This is a genomic window from Lysobacter sp. KIS68-7, assembly GCF_021284745.1.
GTDB lineage: Bacteria > Pseudomonadota > Gammaproteobacteria > Xanthomonadales > Xanthomonadaceae > Noviluteimonas.
This window is the reverse complement of the sequence record NZ_CP089925.1, coordinates 2602335-2622438: the sequence shown is the minus strand read 5'-3', so window position 1 is coordinate 2622438 and position 20104 is coordinate 2602335. Positions and strand designations below refer to the sequence as shown.

Here is a 20104-nt window from a genome sequence, read left to right as displayed (position 1 = left end):
CAACCGCGGGCGTGGTCGCCGCATCCGATGTCGCTTCCCACCGGATGGACGCGCCATGGGCTCGTACCGCTTTCCCTTCGATGCGCGGCACTTCGTCGCGCTGGTCGCACTGGCCTGGCTGGCGTCCTTCGCCCATGAGTTCTCGCACCACGCGAGCGGCGCGCTGATCTGCGGGCAGGTAGGGCGCATGAGCCTGTCGCTGTTCGCCAACGACGCGGACTGCGGGACGCGCTGGCCCTGGACGACCGCGGTCGGGCCCGCCTTGAGCTACCTGCTGATGTGGATCGGCATGGGCTGGGTGATCGCGGCCATGCGAAATGGGCGCGATCCCTGGTGGGGATTCGCGCTCGTGATCGCGAACAAACCGTTCCTCCGCCTGTTCACGGCGGCGATGGGCGGCGGCGACGAAGGTGTGTTGTGGGATTTGGTATCGCCGGATGCCGGACGTTGGATCGCGACCGCCACCGTCATCGCCTTGTCGCTGCCGCCGTGCATCGTGTGTTGGCGCGCGCTCGCGCCGCGCCATCGCGGCCGCGTCTTTGCGGGCGCGTTCCTGTTGCCGATGCTGCCCGTGTTGCCCGTGCCCTTCGTCGATCGCGCGCTCTATGGCGACTGGATCGCGGGCACGCAGTCCCTGCCGGCGTTTTTTGGCGTGCCGTGGTCGGTCTGGGCGGTGGAAGCGGGCGTGGCCGCGTTGCTCGTGCTGGCCTGCGGGTGGGCCGCGCGCCGGTCACGCGCGACCGCCGCGCTCGCCGCGACGCGTTGACCCTTATCGAGGCCCCGTGATCCACTGGCGGCCCCCACGTGAGGGCCCGCCGATGGCGAAGACAGCGCGCAGGCGCATGCGTCGCGAACCGATGTCGCGGGTCGACACCGCGTGGCTGCGCATGGAACGCGGCACCAACCCGATGATGATCACCGGCGTGCTGATGTTCGCCGAGCCGATGTCGCTGGCGGCGCTGCGGCAGGTGGTGAAGGAACGCTTCCTCGCCTACAAGCGCTTCCGGCAGAAGCCGATCGACACGCCCGCGGGCGCGTACTGGCAGCGCGACGAACACTTCGACCTGGACTGGCACGTGCAGCTCACCGCGCTGCCGGGCAAGGGCGACAAGCGCGCGCTCGAACGCTTTGTGAGCCAGCTCGCATCCAGTCCGCTGGATGCGGGCAAGCCGCTGTGGCAATTCCATCTCGTTGAAAAGTACGACGGCGGTTCCGCGCTCATCGCGCGCATCCACCACAGTTATGCGGACGGCATGGCCCTGGTGCAGGTGTTGCTCTCGCTCACCGACACCGCGCCGACCAGGGGCAAGGAATTGTCCAAGGCCTGGCTGAAGGAACAGGCCGCGCCCGTCGCGCGTCGCGTGGGCGCAGCCGAGCGTGCGATGAAACTCGGCGGCAAGCTCGTGGGGCAGGGCATGGCGATCTATCGCGATCCTTCGCTTGGTGCCTTGCTGGCGAAGGAAGGCGGCGAGATCGCGCGCGAACTGTTGCAGGCGCTCGCCTTGCCGGACGATCCGCCGTCGTTGCTGCGTGGCGCGCTGGGCACGACCAAGCGCGTGGCGTGGGCCGAACCGCTCGACCTGGATGAAGTGAAAGCGGTGGGACGCGCCTGCGGCTTCACCGTCAACGACGTGCTGCTCGCCGCGGCCGCCGGCGCGTTGCGCAGCTACATGCTCGAACGCGGCGCGGACCTGCAGGGCGTCACCTTGCGCGCGACCGTCCCGGTCAACCTGCGCCCGCTGGAACACGCGAAAAAACTCGGCAACCACTTCGGTCTGGTGTTCCTCGACCTGCCGGTGGGCGAATCCAATCCGATTCGCCGCCTGGAGTTCGTCGGCGAATGCATGCACCAATTGAAAGCGTCGCGCCAGGCGATCGTCGCGTACGGACTGCTCGCCGCGCTGGGTGTCGCACCTCCGGCGGTGCAATCGCTGGCGCTGGAGTTGTTCAGCCGCAAGGCGACGGCCGTCGCGACGAATGTGCCCGGCCCGCAGCAACCGCTGTACATGGCCGGCTGCACCGTGCGCGAGATGATGTTCTGGGTGCCGCAGACGGGGTCGATCGGCCTCGGCGTTTCGATCCTCAGTTACAACGGCCGCGTGCATTTCGGGTTGATCGCGGATGCGAAGCTCATTCCGGATCCGGACGACGTGATCCGCCGGTTCGGGCCCGAGTTCGAAAAGATGCTGTATCTCGCGTTGATGGGCGATTGGGACAACGAGCTCAGCTCCGTCGCCGCGGATGCATTGATCGTGTGATCGTCGACTGACTCGCGCTTGAACGCGCGAGTGCGCGACCACTGCCTCTGCACGCACAACTGCATTAGCTTGGCGACCGTATTCAGCCTGTTCGAACAAGGGCACCCCCTCGCCAAGGAGTTACGTAATGAAGAAGTCCATGATCGCCGGCCTCGTCGCGGCCGGCCTTGCGATCACCATTTCCGGTTGCGCCAGCTATACCGGCCAGACCAATGCCCCGGACGATCCGAACCGCACGCAGCGTGGTGCACTGATCGGTGCGGCGATCGGCGTGGCCGCGGGCCTGCTCACGGGCGATGACGCAGTGGAACGCCGCCAGCACGCGCTCGTCGGCGCAGGCATCGGTGCCCTCGCGGGCGGTTCCGTCGGCGCCTACCAGGATCGCCAGGAAGCCGAACTGCGCCGCCAGATGGCCGGCACCGGCGTGGACGTGGTGCGCAAAGGCGACAACATCACGCTCAACATGCCGGGCAACGTGACCTTCGACTTCGACAGCGCCACGGTGAAGCCGCAGTTCCAGCCCGTGCTGGACAACGTCGCGTCCACGCTCACGCAGTACAACCAGACCGTCATCGAAGTGGCCGGCCACACCGACAGCGTCGGCTCGGATTCGTACAACCAGGCGCTGTCGCAGCGTCGCGCGAATGCGGTTGCCGGCTACCTCGGTTCGCACGGCGTGATGCAGCAGCGCGTGATGACGGTTGGCGCGGGCGAATCGCGCCCGATCGCGAGCAACGACACCGAGTCGGGCCGTGCGCAGAACCGCCGCGTGGAAATCACGCTGGTGCCGGTCGAGCAGGGCAGCTGATCGCACCTCGCGTCGAACGCGCCGAAACGAAAACGGGCCGCTCGCGCGGCCCGTTTTTTCATTGCCTGTCGCGTGCGATCACCACACCTGCACGCGATCCTCCGGCGCCAGGTACATCTTCTCGCCGGCCTTGACGCCGTAGGCGTCGTACCACGGCGTGATGTTGCGCACCGTCTGCGCGCGGTAGCGGGCGGGCGCGTGGCCGTCGCCGATGATGGCGGCGCGCAGCGCGGCGTCGCGCACCTTCGTGCGCCAGGCCTGCGCGAAGGCGAGGAAGAAACGCTGGTCGCCCGTCAGCCCGTCGATCACCGGCGCTTCCTTGCCATTGAGCGACTTCTTGTAGGCGATATACGAGGCGGTGAGGCCCGCGACGTCGGCGATGTTCTCGCCCAGCACCTGCTGGCCCTTGAGGTGGATGCCCGGCAGCGGCTCGTACGCGTCGTACTGCTTCACGAGGCGATCGGACGCGGCCTTGAAGTGCGCCATGTCTTCCTTCGTCCACCAGTTGCGCAGGCCGCCTTCGGCGTCGAACTCCGCACCGGTGTTGTCGAAGCTGTGGCTGACCTCATGGCCGATCACGGCACCGATCGAACCGTAGTTCGCAGCGGCGTCGGCCTTGGGATCGAAGAACGGCGCTTCGAGGATCGCGGCGGGGAAGTTCAGCGCGTTCTGCAGCGGCAGGTTCACCGCGTTGACCGTCTGCGGCGTCATCCACCACTCGTTGCGATCGACCGGCTTGCCGAGCTTCGCGAGCTGGTGCTCGTACTCGAACTTCTCAGCGCGCAGGCGGTTGCCCAGCGCGTCGTCGGGCTTGATCTCGAGCGTCGAGTAATCGCGCCAGCTATCGGGATAGCCGACCATCACGCGCATGTGCGTGACCTTCTCGCGCGCCTTCGCCTTGGTTTCCGGCGTCATCCAGTCAAGGCCCGCCAGGCGTTCGTCGAACGCGGTGACGATGCCCTTCACCATGCTTTCGACTTCGGCCTTCGACGAGGCGGGGAAGAAGCGGTCCACGTAGATCTTGCCGACCGCGTCGCCCAGGTCGTTGTTGGTCGCGGCGATGCCGCGCTTCCAGCGATCCTGCTGCTTCGGCGTGCCCTGCAACTGCTTGCCGTAGAAGTCGAACGAAGCATCCGCATAGGCCTTGGGCAGCAGGCCCGCACCGTGGTTGATCGTGTGGAAGCGCAGGTAGTCCTTCCAGGTCTCCAGCGGTTCCGACGCGACGAGCGCGGCGAGCTTCGCGGTCGCTTCCGGCTGCCACGCGTACACGATCGGCTGGCCCTTCAGGCCGGCGGCTTCGAAGAACACCGGCCAGTCGATGCCCGGCGCCTTCTTCGACCAGTCGGCCGCGGCCCAAGGATTATTGGCCTTGTGCACGTCTTCGCTGGTGATCAGGTCCGCCTGCGCCTTGGCGATCTTCATTTCCAGGGCGAGGATCGACTTCGCCTTGGCCGCTGCATCCGGCGTGTTGGAGAGTTCGAGCAACTTCTGCACGTAGGCCAGGTAGGCGTCTCGGTTGGCCTGCATCTCCTTGTCGGGTGCGAGGTAGTAATCGCGGTTGCCCATGCCGAGGCCGCCCTGCAGCACGTAGGGCACGACGGTGTTCGGCTCGCTCATGCTCTGCGCGACGAACACACCGAACAGGTGCTCGGTGTCGAAGTTGGTGGAGTTGAGCGGGTCGACGTCGGCGCGCACCTGTTCGCCGAGCACGCGCGAGAGCGCGGTCTTGTCGGCGATGCCGTCGATGGCCTTGAGGTCGGGGTCGATGGCGGCCAGGCCGCGCGATTCGATGGCGCCATCGTTCATGTAGGCGGCGTAGAAGTCGGCGATCTTGCGCGCGTCGGTGCCGGCGGCCGGATTGTCCTTGCCGATGTTCTGGATGATTTCGGCGTTGCGCTTCTCGGCCAGTTCGAACACGGTCAGGAAGGTGCCGGTGGCCGCGCGGTCGGCCGGGATCTCGGTCTTGTTGCGCCAACCACCGTTGGCGTATTCCTCGAAGTCGTCGCCCGGCTTCACGTTCTTGTCGACGCCGACGAGGTCGACGCCGATGGTGGGCGTGGCATTGGCGGTGGTGGCGGCCGCGGGTTTCGTGCCGCCTTCGGGCGCGGTGGGCGCCTTCTGGGTGCAACCCACGACGAGCGCGGAGGCGAGGACCAAGGGGATCAGCGGGGCATTGCGCTGCATTGGAGGAGCTCTGGGGTCGAGGAGGCGCCAACATAGCGCGCAGCGGCAGGGGAAATGCATGGACCAATCGTCATGGGCCGCATCGTTTCCCCAGTCGGGAATGTGAAGGGGGCGCCATGTGAACCCACTGGCGCTTTGATCGGCATGAACGTCACCTGACCTTTGCATTGCCGTCCCTAGATTCGGACCACCGACCAGCCCCCGGATCCCCCGAACCGTGGAAGTAGAGATGGCTGCGCCGCAGGACGCGGCGAACGACGCGCTGAGCCTGGCCCAGCGCGAACTGGCCGCGTGCCGGCAGCAATGCCGGTTCGCGGATGCCGCGCTGCGCGCGATTTCCGACGCCGTGGTCATCGTCAGCCTGGAGGGCAACGTCGTCCTGCTCAACCCGGTGGCGGCGCACCTGACCGGCTGGACCGAGGGCGAATCGCTCGAACGTCCGCTGGGCGATGTCGTGCGCATCGTCGACGAGCAGGGCAACGGCATCGACCCGCTGGCGCCCGACGCGAGCTGGCACTTCACCATGCTGCGGCGGCGCGACGGCCACGTGGTGCTGGTGGACGGCAGCGTGTCGAGCATCGTGGACGAACAACGCCGCGTGCTCGGGTCGGTGATCACCTTCCGCAACGTCACCGCGGCCAAGCGCCTCACCGACGAGCTCACGCACCAGGCGCACCACGATCCCCTGACGGGCCTGCCGAACCGGCGCGCCTTCGAATCCCGCCTGCGTCGTGCGGTGATCTCGGCGAAGGAACAGGGCTGCCGCCACGCCTTGCTGTACTTCGACCTCGATCACTTCAAACCGGTCAACGACACCGCGGGCCATGCAGCGGGCGACGAGTTGCTGCGCCAGCTCGCCAAGCTGTTGCGCACGCAATTGCGCGAACACGATGCCCTCGCGCGGCTCGGCGGCGACGAGTTCGGCATCCTGCTCGAGGATGCGACGGCGGAGCAGGCGGCCTACGTCGCCGAGAAGGTGCGGCGCGGCATCGCCAACTACCAGTTCGAATGGCAGGGCGAGATCTTCCGCATCGGCGCCAGCATCGGGCAGTTGGAGTTCGCCGACGGGAAGCTCAGCGCCTACGAACTGCTCTATCGCGCGGACGAGATGTGCTATCTCGCGAAGTCGCGCGGGCGCGATCGCGTCGTCGCGTTCGCACGCGAGCGCGAGCGGGGTGGGGCCTTGCCGAAGGCGGTGGCGGCCTTGCGCAGCAATCGCTCGCGCATCCGCCGGCCGCGCAGCCCCGCGCGCCCCTGACTTACTGCCTGAAATCGACTTCCATCGCGTCGGGGAGTTTCTTCGACGCGACCTGGACGATCTTCTCTTCGCCGGCCGCCTTGATGCGCAGCTGCGCCGTGCCCGGGCGATCGACGGCGATCTCGACCTCGCCATTGCTGCCCGGCGTGATGCCGACCATGTCCGGATCCGTCGTGGCCCATTGCGCCGTGTCCAGGTCCACGCGTTCGCCGGTGCTGCCATCGACGAGTTGCGCACGCGCGCGCACCACGTAACGGTCGCCTTCCTGCGAGAACGCATAGCTCGGTGGCGACACCCAACGATCGCCGAGGTACAAGCCGCGCGTGATCGCAGGATCCATCTTGAACGCGACGACCAGCTTGGTCGCCGGTGTCTTCGGCGTTCCCATGCCTGCGGCCGCGCCATCCTCGCTCCCTGCAGGCGACGCATCCTCTTCGTCGTCGTCCGTCGCCTGCAGTGGCGTCGCGCTCGTAATGGGCATTTCGTCCGACGCCGCCGCGCCGGTGCGCTCGTGCACGTGGCGCCAGGCCATCGTGGCCAGCAGTCCGACCAGGATCCCGCCCGCCAGGACCAGCGCTGCACGGTTCATTGGTCGAAGTGGTCGTTGTTGGTGCCGTTGCGCGGCGTGTTGCTCACGTTGAGGAAGGCAGGCAGGCGCGCCGCGTTGCCGCCGGCGCCGACCGGCACCAGGCGACGGAAGCACAGCGCCGTGCCGCAGGTGCTCGTGTTGACGCTCTGCGACAGCAAGCCGCTGCGGCCGCCGGTGTTGTCGGGCGCACGGCCGTCGACCGGCAGGAACAGTTCCGGACGATCGAACGGGGCCTGTTCGCGCGCCACGCGCTCATCGGTGAGCGCGAGCATGAAGGAGGTCAGCGACACGCGGTGGCGGGTCGAGAGCACCACGTCGCCGGAGCGGTCCAGGTCCATCGCGTTGAAATCGCGATGGTTGATGTTGGTGCGCGGGAAATCGGTGCCGTGCGCGTAGAGGTTCACCACCTGGCGCAGCGTCAGCTTGCCGCCGTTGTGCATGTAGGGGCCCGTGAGTTCGACGTTGCGCAATTGCGGGACCTTCGCGCTGCCCATCTCGCCGATGCGGTTGACGGCGGGGAAGGTGCCCAGCAGCGGACCTTGCGTTGCGTTGAACTGTTGGTTGAGCCGCGCGTTCGGATTGAACGGGCCGGTCTGGTCGAGCAGGCTGTCCATCACCGGCACCGAAGTTTGCGTGTTGAAGCCGCCTTCGACTTCGTCGAGTTCGGGATGTGCGCGACCCAGCGTCAAGGGTGGGATCCACGGCGCGAGCGAGGGCGGCAGCAGCGGACGCAGGATGCGCGCACTGGCGCCCGGATTGATGCGCTGGTCCTGCGCCGTGGGTGCGAACAGCCCGCCGGTCGTGCAACGGGGTGAGCACGCGGCACTGAAGTTCGGATTGAAGGTGGGCAGGCGCGTGCCAGGCACCATGGCGACGCCACCGAGGTTCTTCAGCCCCAGCGCGGCGAGCGACAAGGGCCAACCGAACGCGTCGTTGCCGCCGCGCAGCAGGTCTTCGTCGAACGGCCGCACGGAGATGTTGTACATCCCCATGTCGAAGAAGGCCGCGCCTTGCGGCGTCGACAGCCCGCCCGTGGCGAGGATCCGCGGCGAGATCAACTGGCGCTGTACCGCGCCCTGCGCGTTGCTGTTGACCATCGCTTCGAGCATGAAGCCCGTCACCACGCGCGGTTCGCCCAGCGGCTTGCGATCCAGCTTGGTGCCCGGCGTGCTGAACTCGCGTTCGAAGTCGGGCTCGATGATGCGCGAGGCCAGCGCGAGGGCATTGTTGGTGAGCGTACCGCCGGAATGGCAATTGCCGCAGCGCGCAGAGCGGAAGCTCGTGTTGCGGTTGCTCAGGTTGGTGCCGAAGAACATGTCCAGGCCGAGCAGGCGATCGGGCACGCCGTCGGGGGGCAGCGGCCGGTTGAAGCCTTCGACCTGCGTCAGGCACGGTTGGCGGTTGCCGGTGGTCGTGCACAGCGGCATCGCGGCGCCGCTGAAGGCGCGGAAGGCCTGCGGGTTCGCGTCGAGGAAGCGATCGAACGGCGTGTCGTCGGAAATCAGCAGGTCGGCATAGGCCTGCATGCCCAGCCCCGCGAACAAGCTGAAGTTCGCTTCCATCTGCGTGAACTGGTTGCGGTCGGTCGGCACCGCTGCGCCATTGGTGACTGCTTCGACGAAGCCGTCGAACGGATCGCATCCCGTGGGTGTCAGCACGCCGTCCACCGCGCTCGTGCACGGTGCCGCGAAGCCGGTCAGGTGTTGCGCGCCGTTCTGCCACAGCGTGGGGAAGTAGGCGTTCTGCACGAGCTCGCGGTAACTCAGGCACAGGCCGGGGCGGCCGACTGCGGTGGGGCGACCGAGCGCGACGCACTGCGAGCCGCCCTGGTTGGACCAGGGCCCGAGGATGCTGTCGCTGGTCGACACCAACTGGTTGGCGAGCGGCACCACGTTCGGACGCGCGGCGCTGCCGTCGCCCTGCAGCAGTTTCTTGCCGAGCTTGTCCCAGTTGCGCCCGCGGAAGGACATTTCGAAATCCGACATCGCCGGGCCGACCATCAAGGACGCGATGCTCGAGAAGCGGATGAGCTGGCGCGTGCGAACGAGTGCACCGCCGTTGTCGACGAAGACATGGAACTGCGGATCGGAGGCGCCGAACACGCTGCCGCCGTTGAAGTCGTGGCGCGCGCGGCCGTCCCAGAAATTGTCGTAGTTCAGGCTTGCGTTGATCATCGAGGGCGCATTGCGCGGTTCGACGCGACGGCGCCCGCGATAGATCGGGATCTCGTCGAGGATGAAGGCGCCCTGGTCCGGTAGCAGCGCGCGCACGCCGTTGTTCGCGCCGCCAAACGCAGTGGTGCCCGGCGTCGGGATGTCGATGAAACGGCGCAGGCGCACGCCCATCGAAGACACGACATCGTTGGTGTCGCGCGTGACGTTGCCCGGATTGAGCAGCGGTTCGCCGGGGAGGCTGTTGTTGGTCAGCCGGTGCGTGGGGAAGTCGCTCGCGGCGAGGTCGCGGTTGACGTCGACATCGTCGGTGGTGTTCGGCGGCGTATCCGGATGGCGGTTGCGGAAGATGCCGAGTTCGGTGTCGCCGGCGAGGATGCCCGGGTTGATCTGGTTGCGCAGGCGCGTATCGGCGCCGGCGGAGAAGTGGCAGGTCGCGCAGGCCTGCACGCCGTCGCTGCCCACCTGCATGTCCCAGAACAGCGCCTTGCCCAGCACCTGGGCAAAGGCGCGGTTGCGGATGTAATCGCTCGGGATGGACGGGCGCAGGTTTTGCGGCGCGGCGCCGATCTGGCCGGGCGAATTGAACAAATAGGCCTGTCCGATCGAAGGCTTGGCCAGGCGCAACACTACACCGCGCGGTTGCGTCGTGCCGGCGCGGAACGTCGGATCGAACAGGCGGCCGATGTTGTTTGCGCAGCCGGGGCGCGTTTCCACCCAGCCCAGGCGCGGGTCGTTGCCGCAAACCGCCGCCACCGCGTAACCGGCGGGTTCGCCCGGATCAGAGCCGTCGGAGGCGAGGGGACTGTTGTAGTCGATGGCAGGCATCGCGCCTGCGGCAATGCGCGAGGCACCGGAGGAAATCGCCCCGCGGTTCGCGAAGTTCGCCACGCCCGGGAAAGCAGGATCGAGCACGCGCAATTGCTCGCCGGTCAGCGGGTTGTAGTTGAGCGGATGCACCGCAAAGCGCGGAAGCAATGCATCGTTGCAGGGCGGCAGACCCGTCGTGGGATCGTAAGTACAGCCGTGCGGCAGGAAGGAGCGCCGGCGCGCCGCCGTCGAGCACAGTGCAGCGAAGCCCTGTCCGTTGCCGAGCGACGCTTGCCCGGAGCCATCCGCAGGGCAGGCGCCGACGGCATACGGGTTGTCGAGCATCTGCTCGATCTCGGGCCAGGTCGGCACGTCCTTCAGCGATTGCATGGGCACGTCCGCCTTGAAGGCGAACTCCGGCGCGATGCCCGCCGTCGGCGAAACGATGATGTCCCCCGCGGCGGCGAGCAACGTGCCCGACGCCACGCCGACCGCGAACAACACCAAACTACGTCGAGCGTTCATGCGGCACCGCCATTCAGCATCGTTGCAGTCGGTGTCGTCCGACATCCGATTCCTCGGGAGGCGACGCTATTCCGCTGCGAGTGAGCAATGTGTCGTCGTCGTGATACGACATGTCCTGATGCATGCAACGTCGGCGACGCGTTTCGTCGGTCAAAACGTAAAAAATTCGTCGCGTGCAATTCAGGGTGATCGTTGCGTCGTGACGATGTAGCGCTGCTGAGCAACATGAACACGCTGCGGGATTACTTCGCTCGCCAACCTGCACAACGTCGCGATCGTCTCGCTCGCGCGCCGCCTCGAGATGTGCGAAGTACTCGCGGTGGTCCATTCGAGTGCAGGGCGCAAGCGAAGCTCATCCATTCGCGGCGCCGTGTCCCGAACGTCCAATTGCCGCCGCCGCTTGCGCGCGCGACGCTTGCCCTCCCATCCCAGCCAGGAGGGCTCTGGCCATGTCCGACAGGAAGCGTACGAAGCATTCGCTGTGGATCGCCGCGTTGTTCGGTTTGTTGGCCGCGTTCTCCGCCCTCGCCGCCGATGGCGACAAGAGCACGGTCAAGGGCCTGATCACCGCGATCGACGGCAACGTCGTCACCGTGCGTGACGCGAACAACGTCGACCACAAGGTCACCCTGACCTCGACCACCGAGATCAAGAAAAAAGAAGGTCTGGCGGCCGTGCGTTTCGATCGCATGCAGCCGAGTTCGCTGATTCCGGGGCTGCCCATCGTGGCCGACCTGGTCGCGCAGGGCGAAGAACAGCAGGCCACCGCGATCTCGTTCCGTTCGGATGACTTCCGCACGGCGCAGCAGGTGCAGGCCGGCGTTGCGCCGACGTCGACGAAGGTCGATGCGATGGGCAAGCGCATGGACGACTTCGGCAAGCTCGAAGCGGTCGCCGAGGCCTCGGTGTTGTTCGACTCGGGCAGCACGAAGATTTCCTCGAAGGGCAAGTCCGACCTGGATGCGCTCGCGAAGAAAGCGAAGGACGTGAAGAACTACGTCGTCGTGATGCAGGGCTACACCGACTCCACCGGCAACGCCGCCACCAACCAGCGCCTGAGCAAGTCGCGCGCGGATGCCGTGGCGCACTACCTGCAGACCACCGGTGGCCTGCAGCCCGGGCGCGTGCAGCAGGGTGATGGCATGGGCGTCGCGGCCGATGCCGGCAGTGGCAGCAATGCCAATGCGCGCAAGGTGGACGTGAAGGTCGTCGTCAGCAAGGGCGTCGTTGGCGACACGAAGTAAGCTTCGCGCTTCGCTCGATGAAAGCCCCGCTTCGGCGGGGCTTTTCGTTGCGTCAGAGTTCGACCGTGCTGCGCATCGCCTGGTCGTAGGCTTCGTTGATCTGTCGCGATTTCGCTTCGGCGACGGCGCGGATCTCCGGTCCGAGGTTGGCGACGCGGTCGGGATGGTATTGCGCGATCGCGCGGCGATACGCCAGGTCGATCTCCGCGCGCGAGGCGTGCGGCGCGACGTTGAGCACGTCATGCCAGGCCGGTGGGGCCGGGGTGGGCGGGTCGACGTCGTCCGACGACGCATCCGACTCGTCGCGCACGTTCGGCAGGAACACCGAGATCAACCAATACCCGACGACCAGACCGCTCACGATCGCGCCGCCTTCGGTGAACGTCATCGCAGTGTCTCCTCGTTCGATGCATCCGGGTACATGCGCGCGTGGGCCGCTTGCAGCAGCGCCGCGCAATCGGTCGCGGGCAGCAGGCGACGCGCGAAATCCCCGGGCGGATTCGGCAAGCCGATGTGCAGGGTCAGTTTCATCACGATGTTGATCGCGAACGGCGGGCAGGCGAGCACGTCGAAGGCGAGTGCGGCGAAGGCCTTGCGGTCGAGGCCGAACACACGCCGGCATCGCCACGTCCACGCAACGCACGCCGCCGCGATGCCGTACAGGCCCACGAGGAGCGCGAGCATCCACCTGGGGCCCACCTGCAGGAACAAGCCGAGCGGCATGCCGACGAACAGCAACACGGCCAGCGTGCGGCTCGCCCATTGCAACGGACGCAGCGCCTGCAACACCGCGCGCATGGGCGCACGCGGGCGGTCGCGCGGCACCGTGTCCGACCAGCCTGCGCGAAAGATCGGCCGCCCGGGCGCCCATGCGCCCGGCACGACCAGGTAACGCCCGCCGAGCACGAGCCCGCTGCCCAGCGTGGCGCGCCAACCGCGCGCGCCATGCGTGAACACGACCTCGTCGCGGAACAACATCAGGCTCGCGTCGTACACGTACAACGCGATCGCACCGGCGACGAGCGCGAGCGCGGTGCCGTCGATCACTCCACCGTGCCCGGCTGCTTCTTCTGGAAGAACTTCTTCACGGCCGCGCCGACCGCCGCGATGCCGATGAGCGCCAGCTTCCACATCTTCAGCAGGAACACGCCGATCACGCCGAACAGTCCCTTCTTCGCGGCCACCGCCGCCGCGCCGCCGGTGACGAGCGCCGCGAGGCCGTACTCGGCGATGCGGTCACCGTCGCGGAACTCGGCGTACTTCTCGCCCGGATTGAAGGCGAAGCCAGGAAGCTTGGTCTTGAAGTCGGCCACGCTCGCCTGCAGGTCCTGTTCCGTAGTCAGCACCAACACCTCGATGACACCGCGGCGACCGAGCAGGCGCGTGTTGTAGTTGATGCTCTCGCCCGACTGGCCCTCGCCCTTGAGGCGGAACGCCCATTCGAGCGACTTCAGGCCCTTGTCGTATTGCGGCTTGAACGCCCAACCGGTGACGTGCACGGGGCGCCAGCCGTTCTCCTTGCGCTCCTTGTTGGACTCCTCGGTGCCTTCGGTCGTGCTCTTGAGCAGGTCGTCGGCGTCGAGCTTCTCGTCGTCCTTCACGTACCCCACGTCGCTGAAGGAGAAGAACGCGATCCACTGGTAGTCCTGCTTGGCGAGCAGGTACTCATCCACGTCCGGGCTCGGGTTCTCGGTGAGGCGGTTGAACTCCTTCGCGCCCGCCGGGCCGAGGAACTTGTAGCCCGCCGGCACCTCGATCGTGGCGTTGTTGCCGATCTTCCCCGTCATCGGACCGGCCTGCCACGGCAGCGCGTCGATGGGATTGCTTTCCTGTGCGGACACCGTGGACACGAACAGGCACGCAGCGGCCAGCGTGGCCGCCATCAAATGTTTGATCACCGGATTCCCTTCTTCGGCCGTCCCCACGGCCGGTGGAGGGATTTTAGCAGGACCGGTCCCACCGACGCGCCGCGTTGGAACAAGAGGCCGCCCGCGCCTGACCCGGGCCGGAGAGCGCGATGTCGCTGTTCGCGGAGCTGAGGCGTCGCAAGGTCTTCAAGGTCGCGGCGGGCTATCTGGTCGTCGCCTGGCTGGTCATCCAGGTCGGCGCGACGGTGGCGCCGCAGCTGGGCTTGCCCGACTGGGTGCCGCGCCTGATCACCTTGCTCGCGTTGCTGGGACTGCCGGTGGCGGTGGTGCTCGCGTGGCTGATGGAACTGACGCCCGGTGGCTTGCGGCTCGAGCGTGCGCCGAAAGGAAACAAGCGCGTGTTCGGCATTGCGGCCCTGCTGGTCGCCGCGACCCTTGGCTGGTTCGTGCATGTGCTGTCCGGCGACGTCGGCCTGCGCGGATCGCATGCGCGGCTTGGCGACGCGTCCACGGCCGTGCTGCCGTTCCTCAATCTGTCCTCGCGCCCCGGCGACGAATACTTCTCCGATGGGTTGAGCGAGACCCTGCTGCACAAGCTCGCGCAGGTGCCGAAGCTCAAGGTCGCTGCGCGCACTTCCTCGTTTTCCTTCCGCGGCAAGCAGGATGACGTGCGCCACATCGGCGGATTGCTCGGCGTGGCGACCGTGGTGGAAGGCAGCGTGCAACGTTCCGGCGAGATGGTCCGCATCACCGCGCAATTGGTGCGCACCGATGATGGCTCGGAAGTGTGGTCGCGCAGTTACGACCGCCGCATGTCCGATCTGTTTGCGATCCAGGACGAGATCGCCTCGGAGGTCGCCAGGGCGCTGGTGGGCGAGGTGCTGCCGGGCGAGCGCGCCGCGATCGTGCAGGGCGGCACGCATGACGTGGCCGCCTACGATGCCTACGTCCACGGCCTGCAACAGATCGCGATCGACAGTTTCGGTTCGCTCGACATCGCCGAGCGCGCGATGCAACAGGCACTCGCGCGCGATCCGAATTACCTGGACGCGATGGTCGGCCTGGTGCGCGTGTGGATGTCGATGGCGCAGACCGGCAAGATTTCGCGGCGCACCGCCGCATTGCGTGCGCGGCCCTGGCTCGATCGCATCGCACGCATCGATCCGGACAACGGCCAGTTGCTCGGATTCCGGGCCGTGCAGGCGGAAGAAGCGGGCGACGGCGACCTCGCGCGACGCCTGTTGGCGCAGGCGATCGCGCGTGCGCCCAACGACATGGGGCTGCGCATGTCCCAGGCGCGGCTGCACATGTACGACATGGAGTTCGAAGCGGCGCTCGCGGAGATCGAGTCGGTGGTGCGACTGGATCCGCTCAACGGTTCGCTGCTTTTCTTCAAGACCAGTGCACTGTCGTGGATGGGGCGGCTCGACGAGGCGCAGGCCAGCGCGCAGCGCGCCTGGGAACTGCAACCCCGGAATCCGAATGCCGCGACGTCCATGGGGAACGTCGCGGCATTCCGGAACGATCCCGCCGGGTTCGTCCATTGGTCGCTGATCGCCCATCGCATCGACCCGGACGACCACGAGATCGCCGCGGACATGGCGCCGTCGCTGGAGGACCTGGGGGAGCCCGCGGCCGCCGATGCGTGGCTCGCGCTGTCGCAGCGCCTCGCGCCCGGCAACCTGTTCGCGGAGAGCACGCGCGTGGTGCTCGATCACTCGCGCGGTCACGCGCAGGCGGCGTATGACGGTGCCATCGCGCTGATCCCGCGCGCCGCCGAAGAACGTCGCTGGGATTGGACCGACGCGGTGGGTGCTGGTTGCCTGGCATCGGTGGAACTCGGGCGGACGGAGGACATGCGCCAGGCGCTCGTGCGGGCGGGCGTGTTGCCTGCGCACTACGACGTGGCCGGCTTTCGTGCACTGGTCCCCAATGGCGTTTCGGTCAACGCCCAGATCCGGCGACTCTCGACGCTGGCGCCGTGCCTGGCCGATCCGGGCGACTGGAACGCGCGACGCGCCGAGTTGCTGGCCACCGTGACTGCGTTCAGAGGCGAGACGTGGATGCGCAAGCCATGGAATGCACGGTATTTCGCGTTCCTGGGTTCGGATCGCGAAGCGCTGGTCCGCGCCGAGATCGCCGCGCCGTACGCCGAACAAGTGGGTCGCGAAGCGCGGCAACGTTGGTTGGGGATCGCGGACGATCCGCGCATCGTTGCGCGGAATGCGGAGTTGCATCGGATGTACCGGGCGCAGCGGGAGGGGCTGGCAAAAACGTTGGCGGCAGAGCGCTTGTCGTTGATGCCTTAGCGCGGTGCCGTCGCTCACTCCACCGTGCCCGGCTTCTTCTTCAGGAAGAGCTTCATCACGATCGCGCCGACCGCCACGATGCCGATGAGCGCCAGCTTCCACGTTTTCAGCAGGAACAGGCCGATCACGCCGAACAGTCCCTTCTTTGCGGCCATCGCCGCCGCGCCGCCGGTGACGAGCGCCGCAAGCCCGTACTCGGCGATGCGGTCGCCATCACGGAACTCGGCGTACTTCTCGCCCGGATTGAAGGCGAAGCCCGGAAGCTTGGTCTTGAAGTCGACCACGCTCGCCTGCAGGTCCTGCGGCGAGGTCAACACCAACACCTCGATGACGCCGCGGCGACCGAGCAGGCGCGTGTTGTAGTTGATGCTTTCCTCCGATTGGCCTTCGCCCTTGAGACGGATCGCCCACTCGAGCGACTTCAGGTCCTTGTCGTATTGCGGTTTGAACGCCCAACCGGTGACGTGCAGCGTGGGCCAGCCGTTCTCCTTGCGTTCCTTGTTCGATACCTCGGTGCCTTCGGTCGTGCTCTTGAGCAGATCGTCGGCATCGAGCTTGTCTTCGTCCTTCACGTAACCCACGTCGCTGAAGGAGAAGAACGCGATCCACTGGTTGTCCTGCTTGGCGAGCAGGTACTCATCCATGCCCGGGTCCGGGTTCTGGGTGAGGCGGTTGAATTCCTTCGCGCCGACCGGGCCGAGGAACTTGTAGCCCACGGGCACTTCGACCGTGGCGTGGTTGCCGATCTTCCCCGTCGTCGGGCCGGGCTGCCAAGGCAACTCGTCGATGGGATCGCTTTCCTGTGCGGACACCGTGGACACGTACAGGCACGCAGCCGCCAGCATGGCCGCCATCAATTGTTTGATCATTGGATTCCCTTGCTCCGCCGTCCCCATGGACGGGGGAGGCACTTTAGGAGGACCGCTCCCACCGACGCGCGCGGAGATCGCCGCGTCGCTGCTACGAAAGCTCTCGACATGAATGCGACTGGCACCCTTGGCATCGCACGACGTGACCCATTCGGGCGATGCCTTGCGTCCTTCCTTAAGGCAGGGGCGCAAGGAGAGCTGCCATGTGCAAGCGCTTGAGGGTGAAGCAACTCGTCGTCGCCGCGTTCGCGCTGTGCGCAGCGAACGCGGCCTTCGCCCAAGCTGATCTGTACATTCGCGACACACCCGCCGATACCGGCGTGCAGCCCAATCCCGACAGCGGGCCGATGTGGGTCTCGCAGGACATCTGGGTCCGCAACAGCCCCGACCCCAATTGGCGCCCGACGCCGTTCAACCCGGCGTCGCCCCCTTGGACGCCTGCGGCGCACCAGAGTCCCGAGTATCGCAATCCACGGTTTGCCTTGCCGAACTACGTCTACGTGCGCGTGCGCAATCGTGGGACGTCGTCATCGGCGGGCACCGAGCAACTGCATGTGTACTGGTCGAAAGGTGCGGCGGGACCGGCCTGGTCGTCGGGGTGGGTCGATGCCTATCCCGTCGTATGCGGCGCCAATCGACTCACGGGCGCGGAGATCACCAAGCCGCGCGTCAACGCGGCTGCTGCGACGGACACGCAACGCACGCGCTTGCGCGATGCCTACATCGCGATCGCCACGACACCTTCCTTCGCGCTGCTCACCGGCTACGACTACTGGACGAAGCAACAGCAGATCCACGTGCGTGCGCCGGAGCACCACAACCCCGCATTCCTGCCGTGGCATCGCGAGTTCCTCAATCGCCTGGAGCTCCTGCTGCAGGAAGCCGATCCGCGGGTCAAATTGATGTACTGGCAATGGACGACGGATCCGACCAACAGCACGGGCGGGGTGAATCTGTTCACGTCGACGTTCATGGGCAACTCCGGTCGCGGGACCGGCGGTACGAGCATGGGGGCGCCGCTGTCGCCTGCGCTGGAACCCATCGCGTCGGAAGGCGCGAGCGTCGTGCGCAACCTGCGCACCGGCTCGCCCGCGTCGGTGTCGGATACGACGATGATGGGCTGGGCCAACTACCGCGGCACGAATGCGGCGGAAAACTTCAGCGTGCAGCTCGAAACCACGCCCAACCATGACGCGAACCACGGCTACATCGGTGGGACGGGTGGTTCGATGGCGGTCGTTGCGTCCGCGGCGCGCGATCCGTTCTTCTTCCTGCTGCATACCAAGGTCGACCAACTGTGGTCGCGTTGGCAACGCGGGAACACGACGCGCTTCGAAGCTGCCACCGCGTACGGGTCTTCCGCGACGAGCGCGGTGATGGTCAACGGCCTGCGCCCGTGGAGCGGTGTGGTGCCGACGGGATCGCCGATCGATCCGTGGAGCTCGGCGGGTGGTTTCATCGTGACGAAGAACAGCATGGATCGTTCGGTGCTCTCGCCGCCGATCTACGACGCCGCGCCGCTCACCATTCCCGTGCTTGCGCCGGGTCAGGCGACGATCCTCGAAGTCCCGTGGTACCCGCCGAATCCGGCGAACTATTCCTGCCTCGGAGACAGCCAGTACGGCCTGCTGGCGCGCATCACGCCGATATCGACCACCGAGGGAACGAACGTCACCACCAACGTGCGCAATGGCAACAACCTGGCATGGCGGAACATCCAGGTGGTCGATGCCTTCAGCGGCGCACAGGCCGCGATGGCGATGATGATGGCGAACGACACCGACGCACCGATGACGACAGCGCTGCAGTTCCGCGAAGTGAAGGGGTTTGCGCCGCTCGGGGAGGTCGTGGAAGCGATCGATGTGGGCATGCCGGCGGAGCTGTTCCGTCGGATCGCGGGGCAGGGGAGGGAGCCGCTGAAACAGGCGCAGCGGATGCAGCAGGACACAGTCGTGCTGCGTTTGCGCGGTTTCGACGATGTATTGGACGGCATCGTGCTGAAACCCGGAGAGCGATTCCCGTTGCAGCTCGTGTTTCACCTGCGTCCCGATTTCAAACCGGCGAAGGAGCCGCTACTGTTCGATGTCGTGCAGCAGCGCACGGATGGAAAGGCGCGCGATGTCGTCGGTGGCGTGCGGTTCGAGCTCGACGTCTCGCAACGCAACCTGGTCAAGGCGGGCAGCACGTGGCGGGTGAGCGACCAGGCACCGACCGGCTGGACCGCGCCCGACTTCGACGATGCGGGTTGGTCCGAAGCGCCTGCGCCGCTGGGCTTCGCGCCGAAGCTCGAAGCGATGACCGGCGTCGCCCCGGGCACGAAGGTCGCGTATTTCCGCCAGCGCTTCGACGTCCAGGACCCGCAACTGCTGCGCGATCTCACGCTGCGCCTGCGCGTCGACGATGGCGCGATCGTCTACCTCAACGGGCGCGAGATGCATCGCGAGAACTTCGACAAGCAAGTGTTGAAGCCGCGCTCGGGGGCGGAGGAACTCGCGTTTTTCCCCGTGCGCCTGTCACCGGAGGCGTTGCGCGCAGGCACCAACGTGCTCGCCGTCGAAGTGCATCAGTTCGAAGACAACGCGCAGGACGACCTGATCTTCGACGCATCGCTCGCGGCGAACCGCGCCGATACTTCCGAACCGCCGAGCGTGCGCATGGCGCTCGACGACGCGCTCGTCCACGCGGGCCAGCCCATGAAGTTGAACGTCGACGCGGTCGCCCCGAACGGCAAGGTCCGCAAGATCGCGCTGTTCGTCGACGACAAACCGGTGGAATCGCAGCCGGGCGCGTCCACCTTCGAATGGACCCCGGCCGTCGGTCCGCAGCGCCTGCGAGCCGTCGCCGAAGACGACGCAGGACGCACGAGCGTGGACGACCGCGAGGTGGTCGGTGTCAAAGACCTGCCCCCTGTCGTGAGCCTGCAGGCCCGCGCCGGCGACACCCCGGGCACCGTGATCCTGACCGCCGAAGCCACCGACGCCGACGGCAAGATCCGCAACGTCGAATTCTTCATGGCCGACAGCGATCTGTTCGAAGCGAAGTTCGTCCCCGTGGGCTCGCGCAGCGAGCCGCCGTTCGAAGTGACCGTCAAGGTTCCGGAAACGGAGCACCGCATCGTCACCGTGCGCGTGACCGACGACGGCGGGGAAGTCAGCGATGCGAGCACGCATGTGCATGCGGGCCCGCACCGAAGCGCGATGGCCAGGTAGGG

General features: G+C 66.9%; 14 protein-coding genes. 7 read left to right on the top strand and 7 right to left on the bottom strand.

Annotated features, from left to right (window positions below; all coding sequences use genetic code 11):
• Window positions 1-55: 55 nt before the first annotated feature.
• The 3 genes from LVB87_RS12770 to LVB87_RS12760 all read left to right on the top strand — a co-directional run bounded on the left by LVB87_RS12770 (window position 56) and on the right by LVB87_RS12760 (window position 3066).
• Complete coding sequence (locus LVB87_RS12770) at window positions 56-766, top strand: hypothetical protein (protein ID WP_232898335.1); 711 nt, start codon at window positions 56-58, stop codon at window positions 764-766.
• A gap of 76 nt (window positions 767-842) precedes the next feature.
• Window positions 843-2258, top strand: coding sequence for a wax ester/triacylglycerol synthase family O-acyltransferase (locus tag LVB87_RS12765; RefSeq protein ID WP_232898334.1), 1416 nt, complete (start codon window positions 843-845; stop codon window positions 2256-2258).
• A 127-nt stretch (window positions 2259-2385) separates the two neighbouring features.
• On the top strand, window positions 2386-3066 hold the full coding sequence (locus LVB87_RS12760) for an OmpA family protein (protein WP_232898333.1): 681 nt from the start codon (window positions 2386-2388) through the stop codon (window positions 3064-3066).
• Window positions 3067-3144: 78 nt separating this feature from the next.
• Here the strand turns inward: LVB87_RS12760 and LVB87_RS12755 are convergent, their stop codons facing one another.
• Window positions 3145-5250, bottom strand: coding sequence for a M13 family metallopeptidase (locus LVB87_RS12755; protein WP_232898332.1), 2106 nt, complete (start codon window positions 5248-5250; stop codon window positions 3145-3147).
• A 229-nt stretch (window positions 5251-5479) separates the two neighbouring features.
• On the opposite strand from LVB87_RS12755, the gene LVB87_RS12750 reads away from it, so the two are divergent.
• Window positions 5480-6508, top strand: a complete 1029-nt coding sequence (locus tag LVB87_RS12750; protein WP_232898331.1) for a diguanylate cyclase — start codon at window positions 5480-5482, stop codon at window positions 6506-6508.
• A gap of 1 nt (window position 6509) precedes the next feature.
• Here the strand turns inward: LVB87_RS12750 and LVB87_RS12745 are convergent, their stop codons facing one another.
• Both LVB87_RS12745 and LVB87_RS12740 read right to left on the bottom strand, forming a co-directional pair.
• Entirely contained in the window at window positions 6510-7097 is a 588-nt protein-coding gene (locus LVB87_RS12745) for a hypothetical protein (RefSeq protein ID WP_232898330.1), read from the bottom strand.
• A complete protein-coding gene (locus LVB87_RS12740) occupies window positions 7094-10603 on the bottom strand; it encodes a cytochrome c peroxidase (protein ID WP_232898329.1) in 3510 nt (1169 codons plus the stop codon). The genes LVB87_RS12745 and LVB87_RS12740 overlap by 4 nt, the downstream gene beginning before the upstream one ends.
• 449 nt (window positions 10604-11052) lie before the next feature.
• Between LVB87_RS12740 and LVB87_RS12735 the strand changes: the two genes are divergently transcribed.
• Window positions 11053-11847 carry an OmpA family protein gene (locus LVB87_RS12735; protein ID WP_232898328.1) on the top strand — a complete coding sequence of 265 codons (795 nt, stop codon included), beginning with the start codon at window positions 11053-11055 and terminating at the stop codon, window positions 11845-11847.
• Between the two features lie 52 nt (window positions 11848-11899).
• Here the strand turns inward: LVB87_RS12735 and LVB87_RS12730 are convergent, their stop codons facing one another.
• Genes LVB87_RS12730 through LVB87_RS12720 form a run of 3 tightly spaced genes read right to left on the bottom strand, consistent with a single transcriptional unit; the run spans window position 11900 to window position 13745 of the window.
• Window positions 11900-12235, bottom strand: a complete 336-nt coding sequence (locus LVB87_RS12730; protein WP_232898327.1) for a J domain-containing protein — start codon at window positions 12233-12235, stop codon at window positions 11900-11902.
• A complete protein-coding gene (locus LVB87_RS12725; protein ID WP_232898326.1) occupies window positions 12232-12894 on the bottom strand; it encodes a hypothetical protein in 663 nt (220 codons plus the stop codon). Before LVB87_RS12725 ends, LVB87_RS12730 begins: the two co-directional genes overlap by 4 nt.
• Window positions 12891-13745: a DUF2167 domain-containing protein gene (locus LVB87_RS12720; protein ID WP_232898325.1), complete on the bottom strand. Its 855-nt coding sequence runs from the start codon at window positions 13743-13745 to the stop codon at window positions 12891-12893. Before LVB87_RS12720 ends, LVB87_RS12725 begins: the two co-directional genes overlap by 4 nt.
• Before the next feature lie 119 nt (window positions 13746-13864).
• Here LVB87_RS12720 and LVB87_RS12715 point away from each other — a divergent pair, with 119 nt between their 5' ends.
• Window positions 13865-16024 carry a hypothetical protein gene (locus tag LVB87_RS12715; RefSeq protein WP_232898324.1) on the top strand — a complete coding sequence of 720 codons (2160 nt, stop codon included), beginning with the start codon at window positions 13865-13867 and terminating at the stop codon, window positions 16022-16024.
• Between the two features lie 14 nt (window positions 16025-16038).
• On the opposite strand, the gene LVB87_RS12710 is transcribed toward LVB87_RS12715, so the two are convergent.
• On the bottom strand, window positions 16039-16893 hold the full coding sequence (locus LVB87_RS12710) for a DUF2167 domain-containing protein (RefSeq protein ID WP_232898323.1): 855 nt from the start codon (window positions 16891-16893) through the stop codon (window positions 16039-16041).
• A gap of 203 nt (window positions 16894-17096) precedes the next feature.
• Here LVB87_RS12710 and LVB87_RS12705 point away from each other — a divergent pair, with 203 nt between their 5' ends.
• Entirely contained in the window at window positions 17097-20102 is a 3006-nt protein-coding gene (locus LVB87_RS12705; protein WP_232898322.1) for a tyrosinase family protein, read from the top strand.
• Window positions 20103-20104 lie beyond the last annotated feature (2 nt).

Coding starts and splice junctions, on each gene's coding strand:
- LVB87_RS12750 (WP_232898331.1), top strand. CDS start 5,480: ATGGCTGCGCCGCAGGACGCGGCGAACGACGCGCTGAGCCTGGCCCAG.
- LVB87_RS12765 (WP_232898334.1), top strand. CDS start 843: ATGCGTCGCGAACCGATGTCGCGGGTCGACACCGCGTGGCTGCGCATG.
- LVB87_RS12770 (WP_232898335.1), top strand. CDS start 56: ATGGGCTCGTACCGCTTTCCCTTCGATGCGCGGCACTTCGTCGCGCTG.
- LVB87_RS12760 (WP_232898333.1), top strand. CDS start 2,386: ATGAAGAAGTCCATGATCGCCGGCCTCGTCGCGGCCGGCCTTGCGATC.
- LVB87_RS12755 (WP_232898332.1), bottom strand. CDS start 5,250: ATGCAGCGCAATGCCCCGCTGATCCCCTTGGTCCTCGCCTCCGCGCTC.
- LVB87_RS12710 (WP_232898323.1), bottom strand. CDS start 16,893: ATGATCAAACAATTGATGGCGGCCATGCTGGCGGCTGCGTGCCTGTAC.
- LVB87_RS12715 (WP_232898324.1), top strand. CDS start 13,865: ATGTCGCTGTTCGCGGAGCTGAGGCGTCGCAAGGTCTTCAAGGTCGCG.
- LVB87_RS12735 (WP_232898328.1), top strand. CDS start 11,053: ATGTCCGACAGGAAGCGTACGAAGCATTCGCTGTGGATCGCCGCGTTG.
- LVB87_RS12730 (WP_232898327.1), bottom strand. CDS start 12,235: ATGACGTTCACCGAAGGCGGCGCGATCGTGAGCGGTCTGGTCGTCGGG.
- LVB87_RS12740 (WP_232898329.1), bottom strand. CDS start 10,603: ATGAACGCTCGACGTAGTTTGGTGTTGTTCGCGGTCGGCGTGGCGTCG.
- LVB87_RS12745 (WP_232898330.1), bottom strand. CDS start 7,097: ATGAACCGTGCAGCGCTGGTCCTGGCGGGCGGGATCCTGGTCGGACTG.
- LVB87_RS12705 (WP_232898322.1), top strand. CDS start 17,097: ATGTGCAAGCGCTTGAGGGTGAAGCAACTCGTCGTCGCCGCGTTCGCG.